The sequence below is a fragment of the Allobosea sp. genome (assembly GCF_048595345.1).
Lineage (GTDB): Bacteria > Pseudomonadota > Alphaproteobacteria > Rhizobiales > Beijerinckiaceae > Allobosea.
Map to the genome: position 1 here is coordinate 1 of NZ_JBMDWH010000017.1, position 17,445 is coordinate 17,445.

Consider the following 17,445-nt stretch of genomic DNA (forward strand, 5'->3'; position numbering starts at 1 on the left):
CGAGAAAGATGTCGCGGTCATCGACATCGGCCTGAAGACCGAGGGCCGCGTCGCCCTCAAGGAATTCATGGGCCCCGGCCGCGACCAGTCCCTGAAGGTGGGCGACGAGGTCGAGGTCTATCTCGACCGGATCGAGAACGCGCTCGGCGAAGCCGTCATCAGCCGTGACAAGGCCCGCCGCGAAGAGAGCTGGGTCAAGCTCGAGAAGGCCTTCGAGGCCAACGAGAAGGTCACGGGCGTGATCTTCAACCAGGTCAAGGGCGGCTACACGGTCGACCTCGACGGCGCCGTGGCGTTCCTGCCGCGCTCGCAGGTCGACATCCGCCCGATCCGCGACGTCGGCCCGCTGATGGGTCAGCCGCAGCCCTTCGAGATCCTCAAGATGGATCGCCGCCGCGGCAACATCGTCGTGTCGCGCCGCACCGTCCTCGAAGAGACCCGCGCCGAGGCGCGTTCCGAGCTGGTCGCCTCGCTCGAAGAGGGCCAGGTCATCGACGGCGTCGTCAAGAACATCACCGAATACGGTGCGTTCGTTGACCTCGGCGGCATCGACGGCCTGCTGCACGTCACCGATATGGCCTGGCGCCGCGTGAACCACCCGTCCGAGGTCGTGACCATCGGCCAGACGGTCAAGGTCAAGATCATCAAGATCAACCAGGACACGCACCGCATCTCGCTCGGCATCAAGCAGCTGCTGGCCGATCCGTGGGACGGCATCGCCGAGCGTTATCCGGTCGGCACCCGCCTCAAGGGCCGCGTGACTAACATCACGGACTACGGCGCGTTCGTCGAAGTGGAGCCGGGCATCGAAGGCCTGATCCCCGTCTCCGAGATGTCCTGGACCAAGAAGAACGTCCACCCCGGCAAGATCGACTCGACCTCGCAGGAAGTCGACGTCGCGATCCTCGAGGTCGATCCGGTCAAGCGCCGCATCTCGCTCGGCCTCAAGCAGACCCTGCGCAACCCGTGGGAAGTCTTCGCCGAGCAGCACCCGGCCGGTTCGACGGTCGAGGGCGAGGTCAAGAACAAGACCGAGTTCGGTCTGTTCCTGGGCCTGGAAGGCGACATCGACGGCATGATCCACCTGTCGGATCTGGACTGGAACCGTCCGGGCGAGCAGGTGATCGAGGAGTACAAGAAGGGCGACGTCCTTCAGGCGGTCGTTCTCGACGTCGACGTCGAGAAGGAGCGCATCTCGCTCGGCCTCAAGCAGCTCGGCGGCGATCCCTTCGTGGATGCCGGCGAGTTCAAGAAGGGTCAGATCGTCACCTGCGAGGTGGTCGAGGTGAAGGAGTCCGGTCTCGACGTGAAGATCGCCGATACCGACATGATGACCTTCATCAAGCGCGCCGAACTGGCCCGTGACCGTGCCGAGCAGCGCCCCGAGCGCTTCGCGGCCGGCGAGCGTGTCGATGCCCGCGTCGTGCTCTTCGACAAGAAGGCCCGCAAGATCCAGGTCTCGATCAAGGCTCTGGAAATGGCCGAGGAGAAGGAGGCGATGGCCCAGTACGGCTCCGCCGATTCCGGTGCCTCGCTCGGCGACATCCTGGGCGCCGCGCTCAAGAAGGCCACCGACAAGAAGTGAGGTTTCGGCCGCTCCGGCGGCCGGATATCCAACCCAGCCCGCGCGGAGAAATCCGCGCGGGCTTTTGTTTCTGTTCCTGGGGATCTCTCACCCTCGCCGTTATTCCGGGACGCCCTGCGGGCGCCCAGGATGACGGCGTCTGTGCCTCCAGGGTCCGACTCGCCTGACGCGAAAAGAGGTGCATTATGACCCCCGCCGCCATCGGCATCGACTTCGGCACCACCAACAGCGTCGTCGCTCTGGCGGATACCGAGGGAACCGTCGTGACGCGCTCCTTCGCCACGCGGCAGGGCGCGGTCGATGCCTATCGCTCGGCGCTGATGTTCTGGCGCGAGGGCCGGCCGCCGCAGACGCATATCGCCCATGTCAGCGGCCCGGACGCTCTCGACATGGCGCTCGGCATGACCAGCGAGCACCGTTTCCTGCAATCGCTGAAGACCCATCTCTCCAGCCGCGCCTTTCAGGAGACGCGGCTGTTCGGCAAGCTCTTCAGGCTGGAGGATCTGATTGCGGTCTTCCTGACGGATCTGGCCGCCGGCCTCGACCAGGCGGGCACGCTGCCCCTGATCTCCGGCCGCCCGGTCGTCTTCGCCGGCGAGCGCCCGGACGAAGCCCTGGCGGTGGACCGCCTGCGCGCCTCCTACGGCAAGGCGCAGATGCCTCAGGTCGATTTCGCCTATGAGCCGCTCGGCGCCGCCTATTGGTACGCGCGTGAGCTGAAGACCCCGCAGACGATGCTCGTCGCCGATTTCGGCGGAGGCACCAGCGACTTCTCGGTGATGCGCTTCGAGCCCGGCGCACGCGGCGGGCTGGAGGCGATCCCGCTCTCCCATGCCGGTGTCGGCGTGGCGGGCGACACCTTCGACTACCGCATCATCGAGCATGCGGTCTCGCCGGCGCTGGGCAAGGGCACGGATTACCGCTCCTTCGGCAAGTTCCTGCCGGTGCCGGCGCATTATCACGCCGCCTTCGCGCAATGGCACAAGCTCTCGCTGATGAAGAGCCGCGAAACCCTGGCCGAACTCAACGCGCTGATCCGCGACGCGGTCGAGCCCGGCAAGCTCGAGGATCTGCTGACCGTGATCGAATATGATCTCGGCTACGAGCTCTACCGCGCTGTCTCGGCCGCCAAGGTCGCGCTCTCGGACCGGGACGAGACGGTGCTGCGCTTCGACCAGATGGGCGTCGTCATCGAGAAGCGCATCACGCGCAGCCTGTTCGAGCGCTGGATCGCGGAGGATGTCGCCGCCATCGAGGCGGCGCTCGATCGGGCGCTGGCCGAGGCCGGCGTCGCGCCCGCCAGCATCGAGGCCGTGTTCATGACCGGCGGCACCTCCTATGTGCCGGCGGTGCGCAGCCTGTTCGAGCGGCGCTTCGGGGCGGGGCGTCTTCATATCGGGGATGCCTTCCGCTCGGTGGCGAGCGGCCTCGCTCTGCTCGCGCTCGATCGCGCCCGGGCATCTGCCGCCGCCTGATCCGCCTGCGCTGCCTTGCCCGCTCGGCGCGGCGGGGCTACATCACGGGCCCCGCCGCCTGGAGCTTTCCCATGTCGTCCGATGCCGACCTGCTCGCCGACCGCCGCAACCTGCGGCGCAAGCTCACCCTCTGGCGCGTCCTCGCCGGCCTGGGCGTCGTCGTGGCGATCGTGATCGGCGGGCTGGCCTGGCGCGGCGATGTCTCTGTGGGTGGCTCCGGCCCACATATCGCGCGCATCACCATCTCCGGCTTCATCTCGGGGGACCGGCGCACGCTCGACCTGATCAAGTCCGTCGAGGAGAGCAGGACCGTCTCCGCCGTGGTTCTGAACGTCAACAGCCCGGGCGGCACGACATCCGGCGCCGAAGCGCTCCACATCGCCCTGCGAGATCTCGCCGCCAAGAAGCCGATGGTCACGGTGGTGGGCGGTCTGGCGGCCTCGGGCGGCTACATCGCGGCCCTGAGCACCGATCACATCGTCGCCCGCGAGACCTCGCTGGTCGGCTCGATCGGCGTGCTCTTCCAGTTCCCCAATGTCAGCCAGCTGCTGAACACCGTCGGCGTCAAGGTCGAGGAGGTGAAGTCGAGCCCGCTGAAGGCGGCGCCCAACGGCTTCGAGCCGACCTCGCCGGAGGCACGGGCGGCCCTTCAGAGCGTCGTCGATGACAATTACCGCTGGTTCAAGCAGATGGTGCATGACCGGCGCCGTCTCGACGATGCGCAGGTCGAGAAGGCCGCCGACGGGCGCGTCTTTTCGGGCCGTCAGTCGGTGGCCATGAAGCTGGTCGACGAACTCGGCGGCGAGCGCGAGGCGATTGCCTGGCTGGAGAAGGAAAAGGGCGTCGCCAAGGAGCTCAAGGTGCGCGACTGGCGCCCCAAGAGCAGCAATTCGGGCCTCAATCTCTGGAGCCTCGCCGAGATATCCGCGCGCCTCGCAGGGCTCGACGGTGTGGCCGCCTCGATCGCGCGCGCGGCGCAGGAGCCGGTCGGCTTGCGGCTTGACGAGCCACTGGCGCTCTGGCAGCCTGTCGCTGAAAAATGATTTTGATACAAATGGTTATGATCCAGCGATGATTAAGTCCGAGCTCGTCCAGCGGATCGCCGACCGCAACACCCATCTCTACCAGCGCGACATCGAGAACATCGTCTCGGCGATCCTCGACGAGATCGTCAAGGCGCTGGCGCGGGGCGACCGGGTCGAGCTGCGAGGCTTCGGAGCCTTTTCGCGCAAGGCGCGCTCCGCCCGCATCGGCCGCAATCCCCGCACCGGGGATGCGGTAGAGGTCGAGGAGAAGTTCGTCCCGGTCTTCAAGACCGGCAAGGAGCTGCGCCTGCGGCTCAACGGCAAGGCCTGAATCCCGCTATCAGACGGCGCCTGGCTTCGTGGCCGGCGCCGGCACGGAGACTGCGATGAAAGCCTTTTTCAAGGCGTTGATACTGGTGCCGATCGCGCTCGTGATCGTGCTGTTCTCCGTCGCCAATCGTGGCTCGGTCCGCGTATCGCTCGATCCTTTCAGCCGCGACCTGCCGACGCTGTCCTATGACGTGCCGCTTTTCGCCATCGTGCTGGCCGCGGTCTTCCTCGGCGTGATCGTCGGCGGTATCGCCGCCTGGTTCGCGCAGGGCAAGCACCGCAAGGCGGCGCGGCGGCATCGGCGCGAGGCCGAGACGCTCCGCAGCGAGACGCAGGCCCTGCGTTCGGCCGTGCCGGATTCGGCCCTGCCGGCCCTGACGAGCGGCCGCAACTGATGCGCCTGTTCGATGCTGCCGCGCTCGACGGTGCGCTGAGCTATCCTTCGCTGATCGATATCCTCGACGACGCTTTCCGCAGCGAGGTCGTCGCGCCCAAGCGCGGCCAGTACCAGATCGAGCGCCCGGGCGAGGACCCCGCCGTTCTGCTGACCATGCCGGCCTGGACAGGGCCGGGAGCCGAAAAGCCCTATATCGGCACCAAGATCCTTTCCGTCTTCTTCGGCAACGGCAAGCGCAACCTGCCGGGTGTGCTCGGCGCCTATCTGCTGATGGACGGCGCCACCGGCATGCCGCTGGCGGTGATGGACGGCAATCGTCTCACGCTTTGGAGAACGGCGGCGGCCTCGGCTCTGGCCTCGCGCTATCTGTCCAACCCGCAGGCCAGCCATATGCTGATGGTCGGCTCCGGCGCGCTGGCCCCCTTCATCGTCAAGGCCCACCGGGCCGTAAGGCCGCTGACCGACATCGCCATCTGGGCCCGCCGCCCCGAGGCTGCCGAAGCGGTTGTCGTGGAGTTGGCGAAGGACGGCATTGCAGCGCGGGCCACCACCGACCTCGAGGGCGAGGCCCGCACGGCCGACATCATCTCCTGCGCCACCAATGCGACCGCGCCGCTGATCCATGGCCATTGGCTGAAGCGCGATGCGCATCTCGATCTCATCGGCGCCTTCACCATGCAGATGCGCGAGGCCGATGCCGATGCGCTGCACCGTGCCCATGTCGTGGTGGATTCGGCGAAGGCGATCGAGGAGGGCGGCGACGTCGCCATCGCGATCGCCGAGGGCAGCTACAGCGCCGACAAGGTGGCCGGCACGCTCGCCGATCTGTGCCATGGCCGGATCGGCGGCCATCCGGAAGGTGGCGGCATCACCCTGTTCAAATCGGTCGGCGTCGCGCTGGAGGATCTGGCCGCCGCCGTCGCCGCCTGGGAACACGGCACCGGCGGCTGAGCCATAGGGATCAGACCCGCGGCGCGACCCCGCCGCCCAGGGCGCCGAGCAGCCACAGCACCAGAAGCACCACCAGCACGAGGCCGACCGCGCCGCCGAGGCCGGCCGTGCCATAGCTGCGATGCCCGTAATAGCCGCCGCCACCGAGCAGCAGGATCACGAGCAGGACGATGACGAGTGTGGACATGGATGTCTCCTCCGTGAGCGCCGTGCGGCGTCTGTCGGAGGGGACAACCCATGCGGCGAAGGCGAAGTTCCCGTTTACTCGGCCTTGATCCCGGCTTCCTGGATGAGGTCGCCCCATTTCTTCAGCTCGCTTTGCCGGAACCTGCCGAGTTCCTCCGGCGTCCACCCGCCGGGCTCGGCCGCCAGCGCATCCATCTTGCTCCGCAGCGACGGGTCCGCGAGCCCGGCCTTGGTGTCCTGATAGATCTTCTCGACGATCGGCTGGGGCGTCTTGGCCGGTGCGAACAATGCGAACCAGGACGAGACGTCGAAACCGGGGATCGTCTCAGCGATCGGCGGGTAGTCGGGCGCGGTCGGCGCGCGCTTGAGCGTCGTGACGCCGAGCGCGCGGATCGTGCCGGCCTTTGCATGCGGCAAAGCGGAGGTGATGTTGTCGAAGATCAGATCGACGCGCCCGCCCGTGAGGTCCTGGATCGCCTGCGCCGAGCCGCGATAGGGCACATGCACCATTTTGGTGCCGGTCAGCTTCTGGAACAGCTCGCCCGCCAGATGCAGCGAGGTGCCGACGCCCGAGGAGGCGAAGGTCAGCTTCCCCGGATTGGCCTTGGCATAGGCGACCAGCTCGGCGACGTTCTTCACCGGCAGGTCGTCGCGCACCACCAGCAGGTTCGGCACCAGCGCCACCATGGTGATCGGCGCCAGATCCTTGACGGGGTCGTAATTCACCTTCGCGTAGAGATAGCGGTTGGTGGCGAGGCCCACCGAGGCGATCAGCAGCGTGTCCCCGTTCGGCTCGCTCTTGGCCACGGCCTCGATGCCGATATTGCTGCCCGCGCCCGGCCGGTTCTCGACGATGACGGTGCTGCCCCAGCTCTGGCCCAGCTTGTCGGCGATCAGCCGCCCGAGAACGTCGGTCGCACCGCCGGCCGTGAACGGGACGACGAGCTTCACCTGCCGCCCCTGCGGCCAGTTCTGCTGCGCTGAGCTGGGGCGGGCGGCCAGCAGCGTGGCGCCGGCGCCGGCCAGGAGGGCGCGGCGGTCGATGGGTGCAGGCATGGTCGTTTCCTCTCGTCACCGGCCGTCTTGGCGGTCGTCCCGCGTGCCGTTGCGCGACAGGCTGCAATCGCCGGCGGCTCTTGTCCAGAGGCGGCGCCCTTGACCCGCTTCGTTCGCTCCCGCGATGCTCCCCGCCATGACGCATGCAGCCCGAATCATCGCCGCGCTCGCCGCCCTGGGCTTCGCCTCGACCCAGCCGGCATGGGGCCAGTCCACGGCCGATCAGGAAGCTAAGACGCGCGCCGCCAACATCGCCGCTCACCCCGAGGCCGCCCGCTCGCTCTTCGGGCAGAAGACCACGCCGGCCTCGACGCTGGCGCCCCGCGCCATCGGCTCCTATGCGCGCGGCTGCCTCGCCGGCGGGCAGGCGCTGCCGACGGACGGCCCAAGCTGGCAGGTGATGCGATTGAATCGCAATCGCAACTGGGGCCATCCGGTCCTGATCGACTATCTGGAGAAGTTGGTCCGCGATGTGCCCCGCATCACGGGCTGGAACGGCCTGCTCATCGGCGACATGTCGCAACCGCGCGGCGGCCCGATGCTGACCGGCCACGCCTCGCACCAGATCGGCCTCGATGCCGATATCTGGCTGACGCCGATGCCGCGCGGCGGCCTGTCCCGCGAGCAGCGCGAGAACATGCCCGCCGTCAACATGGCCCGCTCCGACTGGCGCGATGTCGACCCGCGCCACTGGACGTCTTCCCATGTCCGGCTGCTGAAATCCGTTTCGGCCGATCCGAAGGTGGAGCGCATCTTCGTCAACCCCGCGATCAAGGTCGCGCTGTGCCGCGAGCCGGGCGATCGCAGCTGGCTCGAGAAGGTGCGGCCGATCTGGGGCCACAACTACCATTTCCACATCCGCCTCGCCTGCCCGGCGGGCATGGCGAGCTGCCAAGGGCAGGAGCCGCCGAATTTCGGCGATGGCTGCGGCGCGGAACTGACCGGCTGGGTCGAGCGCCAGCATGACGCGATCTTCAACCCGCCAAAGCCGAAACCAGGCCCCAAGCCGAAGCCCAAGCCGCCGATGGGACTCGACGCCTTGCCGCCCGAATGCCGGCAGGTTCTGGCGGCCCCGTGAGGGCAGGGTCGCGTAAGAGTCGGAACCACTGCGGGACCGACCCGCGCGATGGCTGACCGGGCTGCGGCGCCTCAGCGCCGCCGCGCCGTCCGCCCGGAGCTATAGGCGAAGGGATCGTTCTGCGGCGTGATCATCGGCTGGGCTTCCTCCATGCCGTGCTGATCCACGACGCCGCCGGTCTCGCCGTCGCCGAGCGCGGTTTCCTCGGTCGGCTCGACCGCCCCCGGAAGGGTCAGCGGGCCGCGCTGCTCGCTGGGCAGCGGCGCCGGGCGGTAGCTCTGCTGCGCCTGGCCCTGGCGGCGATCATAGTCCTGCAGGAAGCGCTGCTGCGCATCGAGGCTGTTCTGGCGCCCGGAATGGGCGACAGGGTAGCCGCCGCTCTGCACGGCGCCTGGCGGGCGCAAGCCATCCGCCGGCTGCCGCAGCAGCGGCCCGCCTGCATAGGCATTGGCCGAGGGCGCCTGCTGGCGCGGCGCCTGAGCGGAATTCACGCGGCCCGGATCCGGCGGCGGCAGGTTGTAGTTCGGGGTGTATTTGATGATCGGCTTGCAGACATGCCGCCCCTTGGAATGGCGGGCCAGATCGATGTGGAGATGGTCGTAATGCATCGGGTCGGCACCGGGCCCGAGCACCGTTCCGAAATAGTTGCAGGCGCCTAGGAAGACCTCCCGCAGGAAGGCCTGCTCCTCCGGAGCGCCGCGCCAACCCTCCTTCACCGTGACCACGCGCCCGTCGCCCAGCCTGAACGAGAAGACGTCCACGGCATTGCCGAAGGCATGCTCGGAGGTGCGGCTGGTGCCGGTGCCGTTGTTCATGGCCCGGCAGGAATAGGAGCCGGCGCGGATCTCGATGACCTGCGCGCCGAGAACGTTCATCGCCGCCGGCTGCACCACCTCGGTGAACCATTGGTCGGTCGTCGCGACGACGGGGCAGGCCAGCAGGGCCGGGCTGGTCAGGCCGACGCTGCCGTTCTGCAGAGCGGTCACCCTGAGCGGCTGCTGCATGCCGCAGACGCCGGGCCCGTCGATCGGCTTCCCGCGCAGGCTGACATAGCTCGACAGCGGCACCTGGCCGGAGGCCATGCACTGGGCTTCGGCCTGGTCGCGCCAGGGCGCGCGCTGCGGCTTCTGGAATTTGCCGCAGCCGGCCAGGCCGGCTGCGCCGGCCAGGGCCAGGGCGACGAGAGCGAGGTTCGAGCGTCTCATGCCCCTCAAATGCGAAGGGTTGGGTGAACGCTTCCTCAACCGCCTGCGCTCCGCCGGCCACAGCGGGGCGAAGTTTGCCGACGCGGTTAACCGAGGCTTAAGGGGCCGCGCCGGGCGCGCCGGTCACCACCTGGTTCATCAGGCGCCCGGGCTTCAGCGTGAAGGCGCCGGCCATGGCCAGCCCGATGAAGAGCCCGACCATCGCCTGCCGATGCATCGCGATCCGGCCATAGCGGCGCGCGGCGATGCCGGCAGGCAGCGAGACCAGCGCCAGCACCGTCAGCAGGTGGATGCCGCTGTATTGGCCGTTTCGCAGGATGAAGAGCGACGAGACCGCTACCACCGTCATGGCCGCGACGAACAGCCAGCCCACCCGCCGGTGTCAGCCCGTTCCCTTGCGGAAGACCATGACGGTCCCCCCCTGCGAGCAGGCCGAGCAGCGTGCTCGCCACATGAAGCTGGATCACCGCGGGAGCGGCGGCGAGAGGCGCGAGGGTCATGATCGAGGAGGCCCGGCGGACGATGATCGACGTTACCAGACGTCCTTCCCGGCTTCAATGACCGGCCGGCTCTCCAGCGTTGAGACGTCGGGGCTGAGCTTCGCTAGACTATACCAATGTTTCCCATCGTCCTGTCGATCCAAGAATAGAGCTGGTCCGGCAAAACATAAACAGGGCGCGGGGGGCGCATCGGTGGTCTCAAACGGATCAAGGATGAGCGTATGACATAGCCCATGCGCTCCCTGGCCCGGCATTTTAATGCCGTTTTAAACATGAAATTCCTTTTGCCCGGATGATGCCACATTTGCGCCCCCTTGCGGCCCCCGCTGGTTCTGCTACCGTGGATGACAGGTCAATGACAGCAGGAGGGTGTGATGAGTCTCACGCTACGTCTCGACCGGTGGCTCATGGGCGCGGCCTTCGTGTTCATGATGGCGATCGTGTTGGGAGCGTTCTGACGACGGGCGATCTCGACGTCGCAAGGACCGCCGGAGCCTTCCGAAAATCTCGAGGGCAAAAGCCTTCAGAACCGCGCCGCCGGGCAATGTCCCGGCGGCGTTGTCGTATCTCGGGGTCTGCCGGCGGTCCTCGCCGCTGCGCGAGGACCGCCTCGATGCCGGAGCGGTCCGTTTATGATCGCGGATTATGCAGTTTTAGGAAAGAGTAAGGAATCCAAATCGTTAGCCATGGTCGGCCTTGCGGCGCGCGCCGAGCTGCACCATATTCCTGCCGTTCGAGCCCGATGGGGGCTCCGGGAGGAACAATGTCTCTGATCTCGCTTGCTCGCCGTGGTCGTGCGCTCGCCCTCGTGGCCGGCGTCCTGATGGTGATGCCGCTCGCCGCCGAGGCGCGTCCGGGCGGTGGCAAGAGCATGGGCAGCCGCGGGGGCCTTTCCCGCGAGGCGCCCCCGCCGACGGCGACCACGCCCGGTGGCGGCCAGTCGTTCCAGCGCAGCGCGCCCTCTCCCTCGATGGGTGCCCCGGCCGCCGGTGCCGCGGCCGCTCAGGCGGCGCGCCCGTCTTTCGCGCGCAATCTCATGATGGGCATCGGCGCGGGCCTGCTCGGCGCGGGCCTGTTCGGCCTGCTGTCGGGCGCGGGCTTCGGCGGGCTTGCCGGCTTCATCGGCCTGCTCTTCCAGGCGGCGCTGATCGCCGGCGCGATTTGGCTGGTGCTGCGTTTCTTCCGCCGCCGCGCGGAGCCTCAGCTGGCCGGCGCGGGCGCGCCGGTGCCGCGTGACGGTCTTCGCCCCGAGCCGCAGAACAGCGCGGCGCGGATGGGCATGCTGGGCGGCGCCGGCGCCGCCAGCGCGGCCGTGCAGCCGCAGCCCATCGAGCTGCAGGGCGACGACTTCAACGCCTTCGAGCGCCTGCTGGGCGAGGTGAACGCCGCCTATTCGAACGAGGACGAGGCGGGGCTGCGCCAGCGCGTGACGCCCGAGATGTTCGGGTATTTCGACGAGGATCTGACGGCGAATGTCCGCCGCGGCGTCGCCGACCGGGTTTCGGACGTCAAGCTGCTGCAGGGCGACCTCGCCCAGGCCTGGCACGAGAACGGCTTCGATTACGCCACGGTCGCGATGCGCTTCAGCCTGATCAACGCGATGTACGACCGCAAGACGGGCGCGCTCGTCGAGGGCGACGCCAACCGCCCGCAGGAGGTGAAGGAATACTGGACCTTCCAGCGCGAGCGTGGCGGCCAGTGGAAGCTCTCCGCGATCCAGCAGTCGAACTGAACCTGACGTAACACCATTTGGACGGCCGGGGCGACCCGGCCGTTTTTCGTTGGCGCTGTGCAGCCGACCGGGCCTGATGCCTGACACCCGCCGTTTCGGTGGCGCCTGTCTCGTCCTTCGCCGCCGAAAACGGCACGGCGCGCGCCGGGCGCTGCTTTATCGGGTGTCGCGGGCGCGAAAACCGCTTTATAGCGGAAGAGGATCGTCAAGACCGCCTGCCGGAGCCTTCCCATGAATGACATGAGTCTCGTCGTCGTCGGTGCTGCCGGCCGGATGGGGCGCATGCTGATCCGGGCTATCGCGCAAACGAAAGGCTGCCGTCTCGTCGCTGCCGTCGAGCGACCCGGGTCCGAGGCTCTCGGCGCTGATGCCGGTATTCTCGCCGGACTGCCGTCGCTGGGCGTGCCGGTCACGGATGATGCCGCTGCCGCCTTCGCCGGTGCCGATGCGGTGCTCGATTTCACCGCGCCGGCGGCCACCGTCGCATTCGCCAAGCTCGCCGCCGATGCCGGTATCCTGCATGTCGTCGGCACGACGGGGCTGGAGCCGTCGCATCTGGCGAGCCTCGCCGGAGAGGCCCTGCGCACGCCGATCATCCGCTCCGGCAATATGAGCCTCGGAGTTAATCTGCTGGCGGCGCTGGTGCGCAAGGTCGCTGCCACGCTCGGCACCGACTGGGACATCGAGATCCTGGAAATGCACCACCGCATGAAGGTGGATGCCCCTTCGGGCACGGCCGTGATGCTCGGTGAGGCTGCTGCGGAGGGGCGCGAGGTCGAACTCGCGCAGGCCCGCGTGGCGGTGAGGGACGGCATCACCGGCGCCCGCGAGCCGGGCGCGATCGGTTTCGCCACCTTGCGCGGCGGCACCGTGACGGGCGACCACAAGGTCATCTTCGCCGGCGCGGGCGAGCGGCTCGAACTGGCCCATGTCGCTGAGGATCGCAGCCTCTTCGCCCAGGGCGCGGTCAAGGCCGCCCTCTGGGGCAGGGGCAAGCCGCCCGGTCTCTACTCCATGGCCGATGTGCTCGGCCTGGACACGCTCTGAGCGATGACCCGCATCGCCATCGCTCCCGGCGTCGTGCATTGGCCGGGCCGCCTGTCGCAGGGCGAGCAGGAGGCCCTGCTGGCCGAGCTGCGCGCCGTGGCGCGGCAGGCGCCGTTTTTCCAGCCGCGCATGCCGAAGACGGGCAAGCCCTTTTCAGTCCGCATGACCAATTGCGGTCCGCTCGGCTGGGTGTCCGACGAGCGCGGCTATCGCTACCAGCCGCTGCATCCGGAGACGAACGAACCCTGGCCGCTGATGCCGGCGCCGCTGCTGGCGCTGTGGGAGGAACTCGCCGGTTATCCGCACCCGCCCGAAGCCTGCCTGGTCAATTACTACGCCGCGGCGGCGAAGATGGGCCTGCATCAGGACCGTGACGAGCAGGAGTTCGAGGCGCCGGTCCTGTCCGTCTCGCTCGGCGATGCGGCGCTGTTCCGCATCGGCGGAACCACGCGCGGCGGCAAGACCACCTCCCTCAAGCTCGCCTCCGGCGACGTGCTGATCTTCGGCGGCCCGTCCCGGCTGGCCTATCACGGCATCGACCGTGTCCTGTCCGGCTCCTCCACTCTCCTGCCGGAAGGCGGACGGATCAATCTGACGCTGCGAAGGGTGACGAAGCCAGACTGAGCAGGGTGAGCGGGGGCCTAATCCGCCTTGCCCGGCAGCTTCGGAAAGGACCAGCCGAACAGCAGCGAGCCCGCCCGCAGGATGAAGGCCGCGGCGATACCGCCCAGCATCACGACGAGACCGGGCAGGCCGAGGCCGGCGAGCAGGGCGGCCGCCGCCGCGCCCGCCGTGGCGGCGGTGACGTAGAAGTCTCGGCTCCACAGCACCATCGGACGGTCACCCGCCAGCACGTCGCGGATCACGCCGCCGAAGGTCGCGGTCATGGCGCCGAGTGCCACGGCGGAGATCACCGGTACGCCCGCATCGAGCCCGCGCAGCGTTCCGACGACGGCGAATAGCGAAAGACCCGCCGCATCGGCCCAGATCAGCAGCTTTCGCCCGCCCCAGCCTTCGAGCATGCCGGGTCTGAAGTAGGCCAGCGTCCAGGCGCCGAGCGCGACGAGCGTGCAGATGATGACGTCGGAGGGTTCGCGCACCCACAGCGCGCTGTGGCCGAGCACCAGCTCCCGCAATGTGCCGCCGCCGACGCCGGTCACGGTGGCGAGGAGGATGAACCCGAGCGGGTCCATGCCCTTGCGGGCGGCCACGAGAGCGCCGGTCAGCGCGAAAACGGCGACGCCGGCCCCCTCGAACATGCCTTCAATGGCCTGTCGGGCCGTTGCCGGTCTCGGAGCCGGGGGCTTCGGCCGGCTTGGGGGCGCCGGCGGACACACCGACCAGGGCCGGGCGGAGCACGCGCTCACCGATCTTGTAGCCGGATTGCACCACCTTCGAGACCATGCCCTTCGGCACGCCCGCGTCGGGCGCCTCGAACATCGCCTGATGCAGGTTCGGGTCGAACTTCTCGCCCTGCGGGTCGATCTTGCGAACGCCGTGGCGCTCCAGCGTCTTCAGCAGGTCGCGTTCGGTCAGCTCCACCCCTTCATGCAGGGCCTTGAACACGGCGTCGGCGGCGGTCTTGGCCTCTTCGGGCACGCTTTCCAGCGCACGGCGCAGATTGTCGGAGGTGCCGAGCATGTCGCGCGCGAAGCTCGTCACGGCATAGGCTTTCGCATCGGCGATCTCGCGCTCGGTGCGCCGGCGCAGATTCTCCATCTCCGCCAGGGTGCGCAGGAGCTTGTCCTTGAGATCGTCGCGCTCGGCGCGCAGCGCCGCCTGCGGGTCGGCCGCTGCGGTCTCGGCCATGGGCTGCTGCTGCTCGGTTCCGGCTTCGAGGTTCGGATCTTCGGTCGCAGGGTTCTGCGTCATCGCCTCTTCCAGTCCATCATGAAGGGGGACGGCCATCGCCGCCTCCTATCGGGTCACGACCGCAGCGCGGTCGCTTTCGCCGTCGATATCGGGCCTTGCCGCGCCGAAATCAAGCGCGTGCGGCGAGCTTGGCCTTTGCGGGCGAGGCCTTCGCCTCCTCATGCTCGAACACGTCGAGCAGCGCCCGGCGGATCGCCAGCTGCCGCGCGGTCGAGACGATCTTCGCATTGGTGAGATCGGTGACATAGAACACGTCCACCGCCTTTTCGCCGAAGGTCGCGATATGGGCCGAGGCGATGTTGAGATTGAGCTTTCCGATCGCGGTGGTCAGATCGTAGAGCAGGCCCGGTCGGTCGAGCCCCGACACCTCCAGCACGGTGTGGCGGGCCGAGAGCACGTTGTCGATGATGATCTCGGGGGCCAGCTGGAAGGTCTGGCCGCGGGGCGGCGGCGCCCGGCGCTGCGCCACCAGATCGGCGATCTTGATCTCGCCCTTGAGCGCACGCTTGATCGCGCTCGCGATCCGCTCGCCCCGTCGCAGCTCGTCATCGTCCCGCTCGAAGGCGCGAGAAACCGCGATCGTGTCCAGCACCAGCCCGTCGGTGGTGGTGACGATCTGCGCGTCGACGATGTTGCCCCCTGCCGCGGCGCAGGCGCCGGTGATGATCGCCAGCAGGCGCGGATGGTCGGGCGCCAACACGGTCAACTCCGTCACGCCACGGAACTGGTCGGTCTCGACCATGGTCGCGGTCATGTCCCCGGCCTGTTCCGCTTCTCGCAGGAAGCGCGCATGCCTCTCCTGCTGGGCTGGGTCGGCCTTGATCCAGTAGGCGGGATAATGCCGGGCGATATAGGCTTCGCGCTCGGCCTCGCTCCAGTCGGCCAGGCGCTCGCGCAGCCCGTCCTGCTTGCGCGAGACGCGCGCCTTGCGCTCCACCAGCGAATGGCCGCCGGCGAGCACCAGCTCGGTCTCGTAATAGAGGGTCCGCAGCAGCTGTCCCTTCCAGCCGTTCCAGACGCCCGGTCCCACGGCCTTGATATCCGCCACGGTGAGCACGAGCAGCAGCTTCAGCCGCTCCAGCGTCTGCACCGTCGCCGCAAAGCTCTCGATCGTCTTGGCATCGCCCAGATCGCGGCTCTGCGCGACGGTCGACATGTCGAGATGGTGCTCCACCAGCCAGGCGACGGTCTCGGTCTGGCCGGCCGTCAGCCCGAGACGGGGGCCGAGCTTGCGCGCGATCCTGGCGCCAGCCGCAGAGTGATCCTCGGGCCGGCCCTTGGCGATGTCGTGCAGGAACAGCGCGACATAGAGGGCGCGCCGGTTGGCGATCGTCGGCATGATCTCGTTGGCGAGCGGATGCTCCGCCTCGAGCAGCCCGGCATCGATTTCCGCAAGCACCCCCATCGCGCGGATCAGGTGCTCGTCGACCGTGTAGTGGTGATACATGTTGAACTGCATCATCGCCACGACGCGGCCGAAATCCGGGACGAAGCGGCCGAGCAGCCCCGATTCGTTCATGCGCCGCAGCACGACCTCCGGCGAGCGTCGCCCGGTCAGGATCTCGAGGAAGATCCGGTTGGCGTCGGGATCGGCCCGCAAGGCGGGCGTCACCAGCTTCAGCGACTGCGTCACCAGCCGGCTGGTATCGGGGTGGATCGCCAGATCTTCCCGCGATGCGATCTGGTAAAGACGCAGCAGGTTCACCGGGTCGCGCTCGAAGGCGCTGTCGTCGACCACGGTGAGCCGCTGGCTGCGCAGGGTGAAATCGGCATGGCCGAGCGCGCGCACGCGCTTGCGCTTGGCGAAGGAACCGAGCAGCCGCGTGAAGCTCGCCCGCGGCTTCTGCTGGCGCGCTTCCAAGGCCGCGCAAACGATGGCGGTGAGGTCCCCGACATCCTTGGCGACGAGGAAATAGGCCTTCATGAAGCGCTCGACAGGGGCCTGTCCCTGACGTCCGGCATAGCCGATGGCGGAGGCGACCTGCCGCTGGAGGTCGAAGGAGAGCCGCTCCTCGGCGCGCCCGGTGATGAAATGCATCCAGCAGCGCACGCGCCAGAGGAATTCCTCCGAGCGTTCGAACATCTGCATTTCCGGCTCGTCGAACAGCCCGGCCGCCACGAGTTCGCGCGGATCATGGACGCGATAGGCATATTTCGCGATCCAGAACAGGGTGTTCAGGTCGCGCAGGCCGCCCTTGCCGTCCTTGACGTTGGGCTCCACCAGATAGCGCGAGGCGCCGGCCCGCTGCACCCGCGTCTCGCGCTCGGCGAGCTTGGCTTCGGTGAAGGCGACGGCGGTGCCCTCCACCACCTCCTCGCCGAACCGGCGCATCATCTCGTTGAACAGCGCCTTGTCTCCGGCCAGGAAGCGGGCCTCCAGCAGAGCGGTGCGGATCGTCATGTCGGCGCGGGCCTCGCGCACGCAATCCTCGACCGAGCGCACCGAATGGCCGGTCTTCAGCTTCAGATCCCAGAGCGGATAGAGCATCGATTCGACGACACTTTCGCCCCAGCCCGTCTGCTTGTGCGGGAACAGGAACAGGAGATCGACGTCCGACCCCGGCGCCAGCGTGCCGCGTCCATAGCCTCCGACCGCCGCGACCGCGATGCGCTCGGATTGGGACGGGTTGTCGACGGCGTAGAAATATCCCGTCGCCGCGACATGCAGCGCCTGCATCACCGCGTCCATCACCGCCGAGATGCGCTGCGCGCAGGCGAGACCGCTGCGCGGCGTCGCCAGAATGGCGCGTGCCGATTCATGCCCGTCCGCCAGCAATTGGCGCAGCGCCCCGGTCAGGATCAGCCGCTGCTCTGCCTTTTCGCGCGGGCGCAGCAGATCGAGCAGGCGCCGCGCGCCGTCCTGCGCATCATGCAGCATCTCGGGCAGGGGCAGGTCGAGGCGGGTTGTCTGGGTCTGCAAGATCGGCTCGGATTCGGCGTTCGCCGCTCTTCTAGCACGCCCGGCCGCGTCGGGGCAGCGCGCTTTGCATCCCTTGCGGAGAGGGC

At 68.3% G+C, this 17,445-nt stretch carries 17 protein-coding genes; 10 read left to right on the forward strand and 7 right to left on the reverse strand.

Annotation, left to right across the window (positions count from 1 at the left end; genetic code table 11):
* The 6 genes from rpsA to lhpI all read left to right on the forward strand — a co-directional run.
* The coding region (rpsA, locus tag ACOJTB_RS02270) for a 30S ribosomal protein S1 (protein ID WP_420100895.1) at positions 1 to 1,585 on the forward strand (1,585 nt) is incomplete at its 5' end.
* Positions 1,586 to 1,770: 185 nt separating this feature from the next.
* Entirely contained in the window at positions 1,771 to 3,060 is a 1,290-nt protein-coding gene (locus tag ACOJTB_RS02275; protein ID WP_420100896.1) for an Hsp70 family protein, read from the forward strand.
* Between the two features lie 71 nt (positions 3,061 to 3,131).
* Positions 3,132 to 4,103: a signal peptide peptidase SppA gene (sppA, locus tag ACOJTB_RS02280; RefSeq protein WP_420100897.1), complete on the forward strand. Its 972-nt coding sequence runs from the start codon at positions 3,132 to 3,134 to the stop codon at positions 4,101 to 4,103.
* A 28-nt stretch (positions 4,104 to 4,131) separates the two neighbouring features.
* Positions 4,132 to 4,416: an integration host factor subunit beta gene (gene ihfB, locus ACOJTB_RS02285; RefSeq protein ID WP_076441707.1), complete on the forward strand. Its 285-nt coding sequence runs from the start codon at positions 4,132 to 4,134 to the stop codon at positions 4,414 to 4,416.
* A gap of 55 nt (positions 4,417 to 4,471) precedes the next feature.
* Positions 4,472 to 4,810: a lipopolysaccharide assembly protein LapA domain-containing protein gene (locus tag ACOJTB_RS02290; RefSeq protein ID WP_420100898.1), complete on the forward strand. Its 339-nt coding sequence runs from the start codon at positions 4,472 to 4,474 to the stop codon at positions 4,808 to 4,810.
* Entirely contained in the window at positions 4,810 to 5,763 is a 954-nt protein-coding gene (gene lhpI / locus ACOJTB_RS02295) for a bifunctional Delta(1)-pyrroline-2-carboxylate/Delta(1)-piperideine-2-carboxylate reductase (protein ID WP_420100899.1), read from the forward strand. The genes ACOJTB_RS02290 and lhpI overlap by 1 nt, the downstream gene beginning before the upstream one ends.
* A gap of 10 nt (positions 5,764 to 5,773) precedes the next feature.
* On the opposite strand, the gene ACOJTB_RS02300 is transcribed toward lhpI, so the two are convergent.
* Positions 5,774 to 5,950 carry a DUF3309 family protein gene (locus tag ACOJTB_RS02300; protein WP_420100900.1) on the reverse strand — a complete coding sequence of 59 codons (177 nt, stop codon included), beginning with the start codon at positions 5,948 to 5,950 and terminating at the stop codon, positions 5,774 to 5,776.
* Positions 5,951 to 6,024: 74 nt separating this feature from the next.
* On the reverse strand, positions 6,025 to 7,005 hold the full coding sequence (locus ACOJTB_RS02305) for a Bug family tripartite tricarboxylate transporter substrate binding protein (protein WP_420100901.1): 981 nt from the start codon (positions 7,003 to 7,005) through the stop codon (positions 6,025 to 6,027).
* A gap of 136 nt (positions 7,006 to 7,141) precedes the next feature.
* Between ACOJTB_RS02305 and mepA the strand changes: the two genes are divergently transcribed.
* Positions 7,142 to 8,083 (forward strand): penicillin-insensitive murein endopeptidase, encoded by a 942-nt coding sequence (gene mepA, locus ACOJTB_RS02310; RefSeq protein ID WP_420100902.1) that lies wholly within the window; start codon positions 7,142 to 7,144, stop codon positions 8,081 to 8,083.
* A gap of 71 nt (positions 8,084 to 8,154) precedes the next feature.
* Here mepA and ACOJTB_RS02315 read toward each other — a convergent pair whose 3' ends face one another.
* Positions 8,155 to 9,288: an extensin-like domain-containing protein gene (locus tag ACOJTB_RS02315; RefSeq protein ID WP_420100903.1), complete on the reverse strand. Its 1,134-nt coding sequence runs from the start codon at positions 9,286 to 9,288 to the stop codon at positions 8,155 to 8,157.
* Between the two features lie 97 nt (positions 9,289 to 9,385).
* A complete protein-coding gene (locus ACOJTB_RS02320) occupies positions 9,386 to 9,661 on the reverse strand; it encodes a DUF2306 domain-containing protein (RefSeq protein WP_420100904.1) in 276 nt (91 codons plus the stop codon).
* 890 nt (positions 9,662 to 10,551) lie between these two features.
* Here ACOJTB_RS02320 and ACOJTB_RS02325 point away from each other — a divergent pair.
* The 3 genes from ACOJTB_RS02325 to ACOJTB_RS02335 all read left to right on the forward strand — a co-directional run bounded on the left by ACOJTB_RS02325 (position 10,552) and on the right by ACOJTB_RS02335 (position 13,191).
* A complete protein-coding gene (locus ACOJTB_RS02325) occupies positions 10,552 to 11,520 on the forward strand; it encodes a Tim44 domain-containing protein (protein ID WP_420100905.1) in 969 nt (322 codons plus the stop codon).
* 240 nt (positions 11,521 to 11,760) lie between these two features.
* Positions 11,761 to 12,567 carry a 4-hydroxy-tetrahydrodipicolinate reductase gene (gene dapB / locus ACOJTB_RS02330; protein ID WP_420100959.1) on the forward strand — a complete coding sequence of 269 codons (807 nt, stop codon included), beginning with the start codon at positions 11,761 to 11,763 and terminating at the stop codon, positions 12,565 to 12,567.
* Positions 12,568 to 12,570: 3 nt separating this feature from the next.
* Complete coding sequence (locus tag ACOJTB_RS02335) at positions 12,571 to 13,191, forward strand: alpha-ketoglutarate-dependent dioxygenase AlkB family protein (RefSeq protein WP_420100906.1); 621 nt, start codon at positions 12,571 to 12,573, stop codon at positions 13,189 to 13,191.
* 17 nt (positions 13,192 to 13,208) lie between these two features.
* On the opposite strand, the gene ACOJTB_RS02340 is transcribed toward ACOJTB_RS02335, so the two are convergent.
* The 3 genes from ACOJTB_RS02340 to ACOJTB_RS02350 form a co-directional block, all read right to left on the reverse strand.
* Positions 13,209 to 13,826 carry a trimeric intracellular cation channel family protein gene (locus ACOJTB_RS02340; RefSeq protein WP_420100907.1) on the reverse strand — a complete coding sequence of 206 codons (618 nt, stop codon included), beginning with the start codon at positions 13,824 to 13,826 and terminating at the stop codon, positions 13,209 to 13,211.
* A gap of 4 nt (positions 13,827 to 13,830) precedes the next feature.
* Positions 13,831 to 14,439 (reverse strand): nucleotide exchange factor GrpE, encoded by a 609-nt coding sequence (gene grpE, locus ACOJTB_RS02345; protein ID WP_420100960.1) that lies wholly within the window; start codon positions 14,437 to 14,439, stop codon positions 13,831 to 13,833.
* A gap of 109 nt (positions 14,440 to 14,548) precedes the next feature.
* Positions 14,549 to 17,317: a [protein-PII] uridylyltransferase gene (locus tag ACOJTB_RS02350; protein WP_420100961.1), complete on the reverse strand. Its 2,769-nt coding sequence runs from the start codon at positions 17,315 to 17,317 to the stop codon at positions 14,549 to 14,551.
* Positions 17,318 to 17,445: the final 128 nt, after the last annotated feature.

Excerpts from the sequence above, each read along its gene's own strand:
- ACOJTB_RS02340 (WP_420100907.1), bottom strand. The coding sequence starts at position 13,826 with ATGTTCGAGGGGGCCGGCGTCGCCGTTTTCGCGCTGACCGGCGCTCTC.
- sppA (WP_420100897.1), top strand. The coding sequence starts at position 3,132 with ATGTCGTCCGATGCCGACCTGCTCGCCGACCGCCGCAACCTGCGGCGC.
- ACOJTB_RS02305 (WP_420100901.1), bottom strand. The coding sequence starts at position 7,005 with ATGCCTGCACCCATCGACCGCCGCGCCCTCCTGGCCGGCGCCGGCGCC.
- ihfB (WP_076441707.1), top strand. The coding sequence starts at position 4,132 with ATGATTAAGTCCGAGCTCGTCCAGCGGATCGCCGACCGCAACACCCAT.
- ACOJTB_RS02290 (WP_420100898.1), top strand. The coding sequence starts at position 4,472 with ATGAAAGCCTTTTTCAAGGCGTTGATACTGGTGCCGATCGCGCTCGTG.
- lhpI (WP_420100899.1), top strand. The coding sequence starts at position 4,810 with ATGCGCCTGTTCGATGCTGCCGCGCTCGACGGTGCGCTGAGCTATCCT.
- ACOJTB_RS02315 (WP_420100903.1), bottom strand. The coding sequence starts at position 9,288 with ATGAGACGCTCGAACCTCGCTCTCGTCGCCCTGGCCCTGGCCGGCGCA.
- ACOJTB_RS02325 (WP_420100905.1), top strand. The coding sequence starts at position 10,552 with ATGTCTCTGATCTCGCTTGCTCGCCGTGGTCGTGCGCTCGCCCTCGTG.
- mepA (WP_420100902.1), top strand. The coding sequence starts at position 7,142 with ATGACGCATGCAGCCCGAATCATCGCCGCGCTCGCCGCCCTGGGCTTC.
- ACOJTB_RS02350 (WP_420100961.1), bottom strand. The coding sequence starts at position 17,317 with ATGCTGCATGATGCGCAGGACGGCGCGCGGCGCCTGCTCGATCTGCTG.
- ACOJTB_RS02335 (WP_420100906.1), top strand. The coding sequence starts at position 12,571 with ATGACCCGCATCGCCATCGCTCCCGGCGTCGTGCATTGGCCGGGCCGC.
- ACOJTB_RS02300 (WP_420100900.1), bottom strand. The coding sequence starts at position 5,950 with ATGTCCACACTCGTCATCGTCCTGCTCGTGATCCTGCTGCTCGGTGGC.
- ACOJTB_RS02275 (WP_420100896.1), top strand. The coding sequence starts at position 1,771 with ATGACCCCCGCCGCCATCGGCATCGACTTCGGCACCACCAACAGCGTC.
- dapB (WP_420100959.1), top strand. The coding sequence starts at position 11,761 with ATGAGTCTCGTCGTCGTCGGTGCTGCCGGCCGGATGGGGCGCATGCTG.
- grpE (WP_420100960.1), bottom strand. The coding sequence starts at position 14,439 with ATGACGCAGAACCCTGCGACCGAAGATCCGAACCTCGAAGCCGGAACC.